At 76.1% G+C, this 12781-nt stretch carries 10 protein-coding genes and 1 riboswitch; of the genes, 5 read left to right on the top strand and 5 right to left on the bottom strand.

The genetic code is table 11. The annotated features are described in order from the left end of the window. Window positions 1-194: 194 nt before the first annotated feature. Entirely contained in the window at window positions 195-1817 is a 1623-nt protein-coding gene (gene groL, locus LPU61_RS10590; RefSeq protein ID WP_043965179.1) for a chaperonin GroEL, read from the top strand. A 133-nt stretch (window positions 1818-1950) separates the two neighbouring features. Here the strand turns inward: groL and LPU61_RS10585 are convergent, their stop codons facing one another. Next, a complete protein-coding gene (locus LPU61_RS10585) occupies window positions 1951-2214 on the bottom strand; it encodes a hypothetical protein (RefSeq protein WP_077938125.1) in 264 nt (87 codons plus the stop codon). An 86-nt stretch (window positions 2215-2300) separates the two neighbouring features. Further along, entirely contained in the window at window positions 2301-4853 is a 2553-nt protein-coding gene (locus tag LPU61_RS10580) for a S8 family serine peptidase (protein WP_374199638.1), read from the bottom strand. Window positions 4854-4880: 27 nt separating this feature from the next. Between LPU61_RS10580 and LPU61_RS10575 the strand changes: the two genes are divergently transcribed. Continuing rightward, window positions 4881-6749, top strand: a complete 1869-nt coding sequence (locus tag LPU61_RS10575; protein WP_043965180.1) for a glycerol-3-phosphate dehydrogenase/oxidase — start codon at window positions 4881-4883, stop codon at window positions 6747-6749. 85 nt (window positions 6750-6834) lie between these two features. Next, window positions 6835-7371: a hypothetical protein gene (locus LPU61_RS10570; protein WP_229404803.1), complete on the top strand. Its 537-nt coding sequence runs from the start codon at window positions 6835-6837 to the stop codon at window positions 7369-7371. A gap of 20 nt (window positions 7372-7391) precedes the next feature. Here LPU61_RS10570 and LPU61_RS10565 read toward each other — a convergent pair whose 3' ends face one another. Beyond that, window positions 7392-8792 (bottom strand): FAD-binding oxidoreductase, encoded by a 1401-nt coding sequence (locus LPU61_RS10565; protein ID WP_229404802.1) that lies wholly within the window; start codon window positions 8790-8792, stop codon window positions 7392-7394. Window positions 8793-8827: 35 nt separating this feature from the next. Between LPU61_RS10565 and LPU61_RS10560 the strand changes: the two genes are divergently transcribed. Further along, complete coding sequence (locus LPU61_RS10560; protein WP_229404801.1) at window positions 8828-9118, top strand: DUF4031 domain-containing protein; 291 nt, start codon at window positions 8828-8830, stop codon at window positions 9116-9118. 84 nt (window positions 9119-9202) lie between these two features. Here LPU61_RS10560 and LPU61_RS10555 read toward each other — a convergent pair whose 3' ends face one another. Next, a complete protein-coding gene (locus LPU61_RS10555; protein WP_229404925.1) occupies window positions 9203-9778 on the bottom strand; it encodes a metal-dependent phosphohydrolase in 576 nt (191 codons plus the stop codon). Between the two features lie 156 nt (window positions 9779-9934). On the opposite strand from LPU61_RS10555, the gene LPU61_RS10550 reads away from it, so the two are divergent. Beyond that, window positions 9935-11197, top strand: a complete 1263-nt coding sequence (locus LPU61_RS10550; protein WP_374199649.1) for an aromatic acid exporter family protein — start codon at window positions 9935-9937, stop codon at window positions 11195-11197. A gap of 46 nt (window positions 11198-11243) precedes the next feature. On the opposite strand, the gene LPU61_RS10545 is transcribed toward LPU61_RS10550, so the two are convergent. Next, entirely contained in the window at window positions 11244-12551 is a 1308-nt protein-coding gene (locus LPU61_RS10545; protein WP_229404800.1) for an aminotransferase class V-fold PLP-dependent enzyme, read from the bottom strand. Between the two features lie 47 nt (window positions 12552-12598). Beyond that, window positions 12599-12718: riboswitch (SAM riboswitch) on the bottom strand. Window positions 12719-12781: the final 63 nt, after the last annotated feature.

Below are 12781 nucleotides of genomic sequence, written 5' to 3'. Positions count from 1 at the left end.
GGTCGGGACGGTGGGGCCACGGCCGCACGGCGGACATCCGTCGGGTGGCACATGGCCGGTCGTCGCGGGCTATCCGGCCCGGCCGAGGAGACGTCGTCGTCGCCAGGTGGCGACGTCCCAAGGTGCGTACACCAGGCGGCCCATCCGGGACACACACTCGGGTGGCCCGTGAGTGTCCAGGAGGACAACGCCGTATGGCCAAGATGATCGCGTTCGACGAAGAGGCTCGCCGCGGCCTCGAGCGGGGCATGAACCAGCTCGCCGACGCCGTGAAGGTGACCCTCGGCCCGAAGGGCCGCAACGTGGTGCTCGAGAAGAAGTGGGGTGCCCCCACCATCACCAACGATGGTGTGAGCATCGCCAAGGAGATCGAGCTCGAGGACCCGTACGAGAAGATCGGCGCCGAGCTGGTCAAGGAGGTCGCCAAGAAGACCGACGACGTGGCCGGTGACGGCACGACGACGGCGACCGTCCTGGCCCAGGCCCTGGTCCGCGAGGGCCTGCGCAACGTGGCCGCCGGCGCCAACCCGATGGCCCTGAAGCGGGGCATCGAGGCCGCCGTGGCCAGCGTCTCGGAGGAGCTGTCCAAGCTCGCCAAGGACGTCGAGACCAAGGAGCAGATCGCCTCCACCGCCTCCATCTCCGCCGGTGACAGCACCGTCGGCGAGATCATCGCCGAGGCGATGGACAAGGTCGGCAAGGAAGGCGTCATCACCGTCGAGGAGAGCAACACCTTCGGCCTGGAGCTCGAGCTCACCGAGGGCATGCGCTTCGACAAGGGCTACATCTCCGCGTACTTCATGACCGACCCGGAGCGCATGGAGGCCGTCTTCGACGAGCCCTACATCCTGATCGCCAACAGCAAGATCTCGTCGGTGAAGGACCTGCTCCCGATCCTGGAGAAGGTCATGCAGTCGGGCAAGCCGCTGCTGATCATCGCCGAGGACGTGGAGGGCGAGGCCCTGCCGACCCTGGTGGTCAACAAGGTCAAGGGCGTCTTCAAGTCCGCGGCCGTCAAGGCCCCCGGCTTCGGCGACCGCCGCAAGGCCATGCTGACCGACATCGCCATCCTCACCGGTGGTCAGGTCATCAGCGAGGAGCTCGGCCTCAAGCTGGAGGCCGCCGGCCTCGACATGCTGGGCCGCGCCCGCAAGGTCGTGGTGACCAAGGACGAGACCACCATCGTCGACGGTGCCGGCGACGCCGAGCAGATCCAGGGCCGGGTCAACCAGATCCGGGCCGAGATCGACAAGAGCGACTCCGACTACGACCGCGAGAAGCTGCAGGAGCGCCTGGCCAAGCTGGCCGGCGGTGTTGCGGTGATCAAGGTCGGCGCGGCCACCGAGGTCGAGCTGAAGGAGCGCAAGCACCGCATCGAGGACGCTGTCCGCAACGCGAAGGCCGCCGTCGAGGAGGGCATCGTCCCGGGTGGTGGCGTCGCGCTGGTGCAGGCCGGCAAGACCGCCTTCGACAAGCTGGACCTGACCGGCGACGAGGCCACCGGCGCGCAGATCGTCAAGATCGCGCTGGACGCCCCGCTGCGGCAGATCGCCGTCAACGCCGGCCTCGAGGGTGGCGTCGTCGTCGAGCGCGTCCGCAACCTGGACGCCGGCCACGGCCTCAACGCCGCCAGCGGCGAGTACGTGGACCTGCTGGCCGCCGGCATCATCGACCCGGCCAAGGTGACCCGGTCGGCGCTGCAGAACGCCTCGTCGATCGCGGCGCTCTTCCTCACCACCGAGGCCGTCGTCGCGGACAAGCCGGAGAAGACCCCGGCCGCCGCGGCTGGCCCGGGCGGCGGGGACATGGACTTCTGAGTCCAGCCCCACCCGAGTTCAGCTACACCGCACGTCGAAGGGGCGGGTCGCGTCAGCGGCCCGCCCCTTCCGCGTCGCGCCGGCCCACCACCGCCGGTGACCCCCACCTCGGCGACACGCCCGCCGACGGCTCTCACGTCGGCAGGGGCGGCTGGTCGCGTCGCCTCCCGGCCCGGCCGGACGGCCGGCGAATGCGGATCGGCTCGTCGACGCGGATCGGCTCGTCGACCAGGACCACCGGCTCCTCGGCCGCGAGCGCGTCGCCCCCGGCCATCTCCGCCAACTGCTCGGCGTCGCCGTAGTCCAGCCGGTCGAACGGCAGTTGCCCCGCGATCTCCTCGACCGGCACCCAGGCGGCGGGGCGCAGGTCGTCGGCCTGTGCGTCGTCCGTGGTCATCGCTGCCTCCTCACCTCGACGGTAGGTGGCCGTCGATGGCCGGGACGGCTGAACGGCGCTATCCGCCCCCGTGCCCGTTTCGCCCCTCAGCGCGCCGCGCTGACAGCGGCGTACGCGTCGACCAGGCCGGCCCCGGCGATGTTCGCGTCGCCGCCGCAGGCGTCCGCCGGCTTGCGGGAGGCGTACGTCGCCCCGGCCGGGACGGCGGTGTCACGCAGGATCCGGCGGGTGCGCTCCAGGTCCCCGATCAGCGCCGGGTTCGCCGACCACATCAGCGCCACCACGCCCGCGACCTGCGGGGCCGCCATCGACGTGCCGTCGAGGGTGGCGTACCCGCCGCCCGGCATCGCGGAGAGCACCCCCACGCCCGGGGCGACCACGTCCGGCTTCGCCGCGCCGGGCACCGGCCCCCGGCTGGAGAAGTCGGCGACCTGGCGGTCCCGGTCGGTCGCCCCGACGGTGAACACGTCCGGGTACGTCGCCGGCGGGTCCTCGATCGACCGGCAGTACGGCCCGGTGTTGCCGGCCGCCGCGACCACGAAGATGCCGGCCGCGTCCAGCGCGTCGGCCGCCGGCCGCAGCGCCGCCGGGTCGCAGCCCTCGATCGGCGGGCAGCCCCACGAGTTCGTCAGCACCTGCGGGGCCCGCTCCGGACGCCCGTCGGTGAACGGGTCGCCGCCCGCCGGGAACGGGGCCAGCATGAACTGGAGGCAGTCGAGGTAGCGCGCCGGGCTGCCGAGGTTGCGGTCCAGGTTGACGCAGCCGACCCAGCTCGCCCCGGGGGCCACCCCGATCCCGTCCCGCCCGACGGCGCTGCCCGTCGTGTGGGTGCCGTGGCCGCCCTGGTCGGTCGGCGCGCGGGTGCCGTCCCACGGGTCGTACCAGGAGTCGTCGCCGCCCCGGAAGCCGCCGGCCAGCGCCGGGTGCCGCCCGTCCACCCCGGAGTCGGAGCTGCCGACCACGATGCCGGCCCCGGTCACGCCGAGCTGCGACCAGACCCGGTCGGCGCGGAGCAGGGAGACGTTCCAGGCCGGCCCGGAGGGTGCCGGCTGATCGCCCCGGCTGGTCGGTGCCCCGGCCGGCAGCGGGCGCAGCCGCTGGCTCAGCAGCACCCGGTCCACCTCCGGGCGGCGCGACAACCAGGCCCGCACCGCCGGCCCGCCGTCCACCTCGATCGCGTTGACCAGGTAGTACGGCGTCGGGTCGAGCCCCAGCCGGGTCAGGTCGCGGCGCAGCCCCGCCTGGGTGCGCTCGGCCGTGGCCACCAGCCGCCGGTAGACCTCCCGGGCACGGGCGTCCCGGCCCGCCTGACCCGCCCCGCCGGCCGGCACGCCGCCCAGGTCGGCCTGCTCGCGCAGCACCACCAACAGCCGCTCGCCGTGCAGGCCGGGCTGGCCGGGGCCGAGGTAGACCAGCGCCGCCCCGGCGAGCAGCACCCCGGCGGTCGCCGCCGCCACCGGCCGGCTCGGCGCGCGGCCACGCGGGCGGGCCAGCAGCACGCCGTACGCGATCGCCAGGAGCGCGGCCACCGCGAGCCCGGCAGCGGCCGCGACCGCCACCCAGAACGGCACGTCCCGGGTGGCCGCCAGGAGCAGGGTGATCTCCTCCGGGTCGGCGAAGGCCAGCGGCCCGAACGCGGCGAGCCCGACCAGCCAGCGCACGGGCGCGGTGCCGGCGGACCCGCCGGCCCGCAGCGCGGGCGCCTGGAGGGCGGCCAGCGCGAAGCCGAGCGGCGGCAGGGTCAGCAGGGCGGGCAGCTGCGCGCCGGACTGCCCGGTGCCGGCGGCGAGCAGCAGCAGCGCCACCCCGGCCACCAGGCCGCCGACCAGCACCAGCCGCGCCGGCCGGTGCGGCGGCCCGCCCGCGAGGTGCGCCCAGAACCGGGCGTCGAGCAGCGCCCCGGCGAGGACGCCGACGGCCGCCGCGGCCGCCGCCGCGAGCCCGGTCTCCAGCAGCCCGCCGAGCGCGCCGAACCACGCCCAGGGCAGCAGCGTCGCCAGCCCGGCGGCCACCGCCAGCCAGGTCACGGCCGCCTGCGCCGCCGGTACGGTCCGGGGCGAACCGGCCGGGGCGGCGGGCCCGGCAGGCGCGTCGGGGTCGTGCGGCCGGTCGGGGTCGTGCGGCCGGTCGGGGTCGTGCGGCCGGTCGGGGTTGGCTGCCGGCGGCGTCGGCGCAGGGGCGGGCGCGGGGGCCGGCGCGGGGCCCCGGACCAGCCGGGGCAGCACCACGGCGAGCAGGACGGCCGTCGCCGCCAGCGCGGCCAGGTACGCCTCGTGGTGCACCGGCGGCAGGGCGCGCAGGCCGGTGAGCGCGCCGAGGGCGAGCAGCCCGGCGAGCCAGGCCCGGCCGGTGGCCCGGACCGCCCCGGAGCGGGGCAGCAGGGCCAGCAGCAGCGCCGGCACCGCGGCCAGCAGCACCGTCACGGCGGCGACCACCGGCCACAGCCAGACCACCCGGTCCAGGCCGGTGGCGAGCCGGACCTGGTCGGCCAGCCAGCCGACCAGCTCACCCGGCACGGCGACCGCGACCGTCCAGCACCCGACCAGCACCGCCGCCACCACGGGCCACGGGCCGGGGCGGGCCGGCGGGACGGCCATGGGCGGCGGAAAGGGACGACCTGCGTACGGACCGACCTCCATGCCCCGACAGTACGGCCGGATCACGACATGCCGCGTGGTGGCCACGGCGGTTACGGTGGACGGGTGCGTGACCCCAACGTCTCCCGAAGCGTCGCCGGCCAGCTCTCCCCGGCGCGCCGCGCCGCCGACCTGCGGCGACTGCGCGCCGAGCGGTTCGACGTCCTGGTGATCGGCGGCGGCGTCACCGGTGCCGGCGCGGCGCTGGACGCCGCCTCCCGGGGCCTGAAGGTGGCCCTCGTGGAGGCGCGCGACTTCGCCGCCGGCACCTCCAGCCGGTCCAGCAAGCTGATCCACGGCGGCCTGCGCTACCTGGAGCAGTTGGAGTTCCACCTGGTCCACGAGGCGCTCACCGAGCGGGGGCTGCTCGCCACCCGGCTCGCCCCGCACCTGGTCCGGCCGGTGCCGATCCTGGTCCCGCTGCCCGCCGGCAAGGGCGTGCGCGACCTGCCCGGCCGCACCTTCCGCCGCTCCTACTACGGCCTCGGCGTGGCCGCGTACGACGCGTTCGCCGGGCTGTTCGGGGGCGGGCGGGGGATGCCGCTGCACCGCCACCTCACCAGGGAGGGCGCGCGGCGGGTCTTCCCGAGCCTGCGGGCCGACGGCCTCGCCGGGGCGATCCGCTACTACGACGGGCAGGTCGACGACGCCCGGCTGGTGGTCACCCTGGCCCGCACCGCCGCCAGCCTGGGGGCGACGGTGGTCAGCAGCACCCGCGCCGTCGGCCTCGTCCGGCAGGCGCGCGAGGTGACCGGGGTCCGGGTCCGCGACCTGGAGGCGCCGACCGGCTCACCGGACGCCGAGTTCGAAGTACGCGCCCGCACCGTCGTCGCCGCGACCGGCGTGTGGACCGACGACATGTCGCGGATGCTCAACGACGTCGGGCTGCGCCGTGGGGTCCGGGTCCGGGCGTCGAAGGGGGTGCACCTCGTGGTGCCCCGCTCGGCGATCACCGGCGAGACGGGCCTGATCCTGCGCACCGCCACCAGCGTGTTGTTCGTCATCCCCTGGGGCGGGCACTGGATCATCGGCACCACCGACACCGACTGGCGGCTCGACCGGTCCCACCCGGCCGCCTCCGCCCGCGACATCGCCTACCTGCTGGAGCAGGTCAACACGGTGCTGGACCGGCCGCTGACCACCGACGACATCGAGGGCGTCTACGCCGGGCTACGGCCGCTGCTGGCCGGCGAGGCGGACTCCACCTCCAAGCTGTCCCGGGAACACGCGGTGGTCGAGCCCATGCTCGGGCTGCTGCTCGTCGCCGGGGGCAAGTACACGACGTACCGGGTGATGGCCTCCGACGTGGTGGACCGCGCGGCCCGCCGGCTCGGCGGGGTCCGCCCGTCCCGCACGGCCGACCTGCCGCTGCTCGGCGCCGACGGGTACGCCGCGATGTGGCGGGACCGGGCCGACCTGGCCCGCCGACACGGGGTGCCGGTCGGCGTGGTCGAGCACCTGCTGGAGCGCTACGGCACCCTCACCCTCGACCTGTTGGCGCTGGTCGACGCGGATCCGCTGCTCGCCTCCCCGCTGGCCGGCGCGCCGGAATACCTGGCGGCCGAGGTGACGTACGCGGCCCGCGCCGAGGGGGCGCTGCACCTGGAGGACGTGCTGACCCGGCGTACCCGGATCTCCTTCGAGACCGCCCACCGCGGCCTGGAGTCGGCCGAGCACACCGCCGAACTGATGGGCGCGGTGCTGGGCTGGGACGCGGCGACCCGGGCGCGTGAGGTCGCGCACTACCGGGCCCGGGTGGAGGCGGAGCGGGAGTCGCAGCTCATGCCGGACGACGCGACGGCGGACGCGGCCCGGCTCGGCGCGCCGGACGTGCGCGGCTTCGCGGCGGATCGGGGCGCCGACGGCGATCCGGTCGAACTCCCGTCGTCCCCCCGGTAGCCGAACCCTTACCGGAGGGCGGTCCACCCCTGTCCGGCCGCTCGGCCGGTACCCGACGGCACCATGATCGGGTACGTTCCGGCGCGTGATCCGCCCTTTCCGCGCGCGTTCGATCATCCCGTTGGCCGCCGGTGCCCTGCTCGTCGCGGCGCTCGCCGCCTGCTCGACGGTCGGACCGGTCCGCCGGGCCGGCACGGCGACCGCCCCGCCGCCCGACGGGTCGCCGGCATCACCGGCCGGTGGCGCGGCGGCCGGCGGGCCGGTACGGGTCGAACTGGTGCAGAAGCACGGCCAGGACGGCCCGGTGCGGACGCTGTCCGTCCAGCCCGACGGGCGGTGGGACTGCGCCAACTGCGCCGGCGACGACGTCCGGTCGTCCGGGCAGCTCGACCCCGAGCAGACGCAGCGGCTGCGCGCGCTGCTCACCGACGAGCGGCTGGCCGCCGAGACCGACAAGGCCCGGGGCTACCGGGTGAGCTGCATCGACGCCCTGACGTCCGTGCTGGTCACCGCGCCGGGCCCGATCACGATCGAAGACTGCCCGGGGGAGGAGCGGCCACCCCTGGGGTACGAGATCCTGCTGCTGCTCACCCAGGCCACCCCGGCGGAGGCCACCGCCTGACGGTCGGGCCCAGGATCGCGTCAGAACACCTTGCCGGGGTTGAACAGCCCCGTCGGGTCGAGCGCCGCCCTGATCGCCTGGTGCACCCGCACCCCGACCGGCCCGATCTCCCGGGCCAGCCAGTCCCGCTTGAGCAGCCCCACCCCGTGCTCGCCGGTGCAGGTGCCGCCCAGCTCCAGCCCGAGCCGCATGATCTCGTCGAACGCCCGCCGGCCCCGCTCCACGCTCGCCGGGTCGGCGCGGTCGACCACGATGTTCGGGTGCAGGTTGCCGTCGCCGGCGTGCCCCACCACCCCGATCGGCACGGCGCACTCCTCGGCGATGCGGGCCACCCCGTCCAGCAGCTCGGCGAGCGCCCCGCGCGGCACCGCCACGTCGTCGATGACCAGCCCGCCGTTGCCACCCGGGTACGTGTCGGCGGCGAACTTCTCCATCGCCGGGTGGGCCAGCCGGCGGGCCTGGAGCAGTGCCGCCGCCTCCACGGCGTCGGTGGCCGCGTAGACCTCGTCGGCACCGGCGGCCTCGCACACCTCGGCGATCCGCGCCAGGTCGTCGGCGGCCCGCGAACCGGTGTCCACGGCGGCCAGCAGCAGCGCCTGCGCGTCGGTGCGCAGCCCCATCGGCTGGTACGCCTCGATGGCCCGCAGGTGGGTGCGGTCGAGCAGCTCCAGCAGGCTCGGGGTGAGGCCCTTCGCGGCGATCTGCGCCACCGCCGTGCCGGCGTCCGCCGTCGAGTCGAAGACGGCGACCAGGGTGAGCGACTCCTCCGGGGCGGGCCGCAGCGCCACGGTCACCTCCGTGATCACCCCGAGGGTGCCCTCCGAGCCGACGAAGAGCCGCGTCAGGTCGTAGCCTGCGACGCCCTTGGCGGTGCGCCGCCCGGTGCGCAGCACCTCGCCGGAGGCGAGCACCACCTCCAGGCCGAGCACGTACTCGGTGGTCACGCCGTACTTGACGCAGCACATGCCGCCCGCGTTGGTGGCGACGTTGCCGCCGATCGTGGACGACTCCCAGGAGCCCGGGTCCGGCGGGTAGTAGAGCCCCTCCCGGCGCACCGCCCCGGCCAGTGTCGCGTTCACCACACCGGGCTGGACCACGGCGATCCGGGCCACCGGGTCGATCTCCAGGATCCGGTCCATCGCCACCGTGCTCAGCACGACCGCGCCGTCCACCGCGTTCGCCGCGCCGGCCAGCCCGGTCCGCGCCCCCTGCGGCACCACGGGTACGCCGTGCCGGGCCGCCGCCCGGACCACGCCGGCCACCTGCGCGGTGTCGCGGGGGCGGACCACCACCAGCGGCGTGCCCGAGGCGCACAGGTCGGCCTCGTCCCGCTCGTGCATCCGCAGCAGGTCGGGGTCGGTCAGGACGGCGGCGTCGCCGAGGAGGGCGCGCAGGTCAGCGAGGAGGGGGGATCCGGCCATGCAGGAGAGGCTAACCGGCGGCTAGGTTGGCGGCCATGCTGTATGTGGACCGGCCCGCCTGGCCGGCGCGCGGGCGCCTCTGGTCCCACCTGATCAGCGACGTCTCCCTCGCCGAGCTGCACGTCTTCGCCGAGACGCTGGGCGTGCCCCGGCGCGCGTTCGACCGGGACCACTACGACATCCCCGCCGAGCGGTACCGGATGGCGGTGCTCCTCGGCGCGCGGGTCGTCCCGAGCCGCGACCTGGTCCGCCTCCTGCGCGCGGCCGACCTCCGCCGCCCCAAGCACCTCCACCGCCCGGCTCCCCACCCCCGCCAGCCCTCGTGATCAAGAGAAATGCGTCAGGGTCGATCTCGACGATGACGCAAACCTCTTGATCACCGACCTCAGGGGCGGGGGCAGGGGGCGGGGTCAGGGGGCGGTGAGGGTGGTCAGTTCGCGGGTTAGGTTGGCGTGGGCCTGAGGGGTCCAGTGGGTGTGCAGGTGGGGGTGGCGGTAGAGGGTGGGCAGGGACAGGAGCTGGTCCAGGATCCTCGCGCGGCCCCGGCGGAAGTCGCCGTCCGGCACGTGCGCGTACTCCTGCCGGACGGCGGCTGCGTAGCGGTCGTACTCCTCGGGCGTCCCCGCCAGCACGGCCAGGTCGGCGTCGCAGAGCAGCGCCCCGTCGCGGTCGTCGGCGGCGACCGCGTGCCCGGCGGTGAGCAGCACCAGCCGGCGCACCTCGGCCACCGCCGCCGCCGGCACCCCGAGCCCGGTGAGCAGCCCCTCGGCGAGGTCGGCGCTGGCCCGCTCGTTGGCGTCACCGGCGGCGCGCGGGTCGTAGACCGCGTCGTGGCACCAGGCGGCGAGGCGGACCAGGTCCGGACGGTCGGCGAAGCCGGCGTACGCGTCGACCACGTCGAGGACGGCGGTCAGGTGCCGGACGGTGTGGTAGCGGCGGTGCGGCTCCCGCCAGCGGACCAGCAGCTCCTGCCCGGCGCGGGCCATGGCGGGGCCGTCGGGTGCGCCAGCCCCCCGGACCGCCGCCCGCCACCGGTCCACCAGGCCGGCACCCCGGTCGTCGTCCAGCGCTGTCACCCGGTCGAGTCTGCCGCAGCGGGCGAGGATTCACCGTCCCCGCCGCGGGTAGTCCCCGCCATGGCCGTGGCCCGGGACCGCCGACCCTCGCTGCTGCGGCGTGCCGGGATGCGCGACGGCGACGGCGACGTCGACGCGCCACGGATCGCGGCGGCCATGGAACAGCTGCGCCACCGGGGCAAGGCCACGCTGCACGACCGGCTGCACCGGGTGCGGATGGCGCTCGGGTTGGCCGTCCAGGCGGGGCTGGCCGCGGCGCTGGCCTGGATCGTCTCCCACGAGCTGCTGCACAACCCGCAGCCGGTCTTCGCGCCGATCTCGGCGGTCGGCACCCTCGCCGCGTCGGTCGGCCAACGGCTGCGGCGGACGGTCGAGCTGATCGTCGGGGTGGCGGTCGGGGTGTTCCTGGGCGACGTGCTGATCTATTTCCTGGGCACCGGCGGTTGGCAGCTCGGGATGGTGGTGACGGCGGCGATCCTGCTGACCATCTTCTTCGGCGCGAGCGTGGCGATCGTCATCCAGGCCGCCGCCACGGCCGTGCTGATCGTCACGCTCAGCCCGTCCACCGAGAACCTGGAGATACCGCGCTTCGTGGACGCGTTCGTCGGCGGCGGGATCGCGCTGGTGGTGACGGCGATCCTGCTGCCGCTGAACCCGCTGCGGGTGATCAACCGGGCCGCCCGGCCGGCGCTCGACCTGCTCGCCGACCAGCTCGACGTGGCCGCCGCCGCGCTGCGCGACCGCGACCGCGACAGCGCCCAACGTGCCCTGGAACGGCTCCGGGAGAACAAGGCGGAGCTGGCCACCTTCACGGAGGCGATCGAGGGCGCGAAGGAGACCAGCACCCTCTCCCCGGCCCGCTGGCACCGGCGCAGCGAGCTGACCCACTACGCCGACGCGGCCGAGCCCATCGACCGGGCGATGCGCAACAGCGGCACCCTGATCCGGCGCTCGGTCACCATGATCGAGGACGGCGAACCCGTGCCCGACCCCATGCCCGACGCGGTGGGCCACCTCGCCGAGGCGGTCCGCCTGCTCCGCCACGAGTTCGCCGTCGGGGCGGAGCCGGAGAAGGCCCGGGAACGGTCCCTACGGGCCGTCAGCGAGGCCGGCCGGGCGTACGAGCAGGGGGTCGGGTTCTCCGGCAGCGTGGTGGTCGCGCAGGTGCGGACCACCGCCAGCGACCTGCTGGTGGCCTCCGGCATCGAGCAGCAGGAGGCGAACCGGCTGGTCCGCGAGTCGTTCGGCGAGCAGGAGAAGCCGGCCCCGGAGGCGGGCGAAGGCGAGCCCGGCCCCCGGAGGTCGCCCGCCGCCCCGTCCGTCGGCTGAGCGGCCGGGGCGGGGCCGCGCTCGGCCCCGCCCCGGGCCGATCGGTTCAGCCCAGCTCGGCGAGGGCGGCCAGCAGGCGGTCGACGTCCCGCGCCGTGCTGCCCAGGCCCAGGCTCGCCCGCAGGGCGGTCGGCGGCAGGTCCGTCCGGCCGCTGCGGGCCGCCGCCTCGGCGAGCAGCCGCCGGGCCAGCGGGTGGGCGCAGAACAGCCCGTCGCGGACCCCGACGTCGTGCCGGGCCGCCAGCTCCGCCGCCACCTCGCCCGAGTCCCGGCCGGCGACGACGAACGAGACGATGCCCACCCGGGGCGCGTCCGGCCCGAAGGTACGCAGCTCCACCACGTGCGGCAGGGCGGCCAGGCCCTGCCGGAGCCGGGCCAGCAGGGCCTGCTCCCGGGCGTGCAGCGCGTCCCGGTCGGCGTCGGCGAGGGCCGCGCAGACCGCCGCGAGGGCGACCGCGCCGAGCAGGTTGGGGGTGCCCGCCTCGTGCCGGGCCGGGCCGGCGGCCCAGCGCACCTGGTGGGTGGCGTCCCCGACGTGGCTGGTCGCGCCTCCACCCGCCAGGTACGGCGGGGCCGCGTCCAGCCAGCAGCCCCGCCCGAGCAGCACGCCCGCGCCGAACGGCGCGTACAGCTTGTGCCCGGACACGGCCAGGTAGTCCACGCCGAGCGCGGCGACGTCGACCGGCGCGTGCGGGGCGAGCTGGGCGGCGTCCACGGCGATCCGGGCGGCGTGCCGGCGGGCGACGGCGGCCAGCTCGGCCACCGGCCAGCGTTCCCCGGTCACGTTGCTGGCCCCGGTGACCGCCACCAGCACCGGCGGGCCGGCGGGGCGTGCGCCGCCCGCCGCGCCCGCGGCCCCCGGCGTCGCGTCCCGGCGCAGCTCGGTCAGCGCCGCGTCCAGCGCCCGGACCGCCTCGCCCGGGCCGGCCGGCACGGGCAGCCGCACCGAGCCGCGCGGCCAGGGCAGCAGGTTGGCGTGGTGCTCCCCGGCGAACGTCACCACCGTCGTCCCGGCGGGCAGGGCGCGGGCCAGCAGGTTCAGCGCGTCCGTCGTGTTGCGGGTGAAGATCACGTGGTCGCCGGGCCGGGCGCCGAAGAAGTCGCCGACGGTCTGCCGGGCCCGCTCGTAGGCGAGGGTGCAGCGCCGCGACAGCGCGCCCGCGCCGCGGTGCACGCTGGCGTACCAGGGGAGCAGCTCGGCCACGGCGTCGGCCGCCGCCCGCGCGCACGGCGCGCTGGCCGCGTGGTCCAGGTTGGTCTGGCCCGGCACGCCGAGCACGTCGAGCGGCCGCGACGACGCCGGCGCGGTCCACGCGGGCAGCGGGGCGGGCGGGGGTACGAGGGTGACGGTCATGCCGACCTCCGGGGTCCGGGGACCCCGGGTGACGCCACCGGAGACGGGGTCCGCGCTTGCCCAGCGCCGGACGGGGCTGGGCCCGGTCATCACCCGGGGCACCCCACCGCGAACTCGACGAGGGTTGCCGGCCAGCAAGCCGGGGCTTGACGCTGGCGCTCGTGACCTGCCGACAGGATAACGGTCGGCGGATGCGCCCGGAACGGGCGGCGGGGGGTGACTACGCTGAC

The organism is Micromonospora sp. NBRC 110038 (assembly GCF_020884815.1).
GTDB classification, from domain to species: Bacteria; Actinomycetota; Actinomycetes; order Mycobacteriales; family Micromonosporaceae; genus Micromonospora; species Micromonospora haikouensis.
The sequence above is the reverse complement of the archived record's forward strand: the minus strand, read 5'-3'. Positions and strand labels throughout refer to the sequence as shown.

Coding starts and splice junctions, on each gene's coding strand:
- LPU61_RS10545 (WP_229404800.1), bottom strand. CDS start 12,551: ATGACCGTCACCCTCGTACCCCCGCCCGCCCCGCTGCCCGCGTGGACC.
- LPU61_RS10555 (WP_229404925.1), bottom strand. CDS start 9,778: ATGGCCCGCGCCGGGCAGGAGCTGCTGGTCCGCTGGCGGGAGCCGCAC.
- LPU61_RS10580 (WP_374199638.1), bottom strand. CDS start 4,853: ATGGAGGTCGGTCCGTACGCAGGTCGTCCCTTTCCGCCGCCCATGGCC.
- LPU61_RS10560 (WP_229404801.1), top strand. CDS start 8,828: ATGCTGTATGTGGACCGGCCCGCCTGGCCGGCGCGCGGGCGCCTCTGG.
- LPU61_RS10585 (WP_077938125.1), bottom strand. CDS start 2,214: ATGACCACGGACGACGCACAGGCCGACGACCTGCGCCCCGCCGCCTGG.
- LPU61_RS10575 (WP_043965180.1), top strand. CDS start 4,881: ATGCCGCGTGGTGGCCACGGCGGTTACGGTGGACGGGTGCGTGACCCC.
- LPU61_RS10565 (WP_229404802.1), bottom strand. CDS start 8,792: ATGGCCGGATCCCCCCTCCTCGCTGACCTGCGCGCCCTCCTCGGCGAC.
- groL (WP_043965179.1), top strand. CDS start 195: ATGGCCAAGATGATCGCGTTCGACGAAGAGGCTCGCCGCGGCCTCGAG.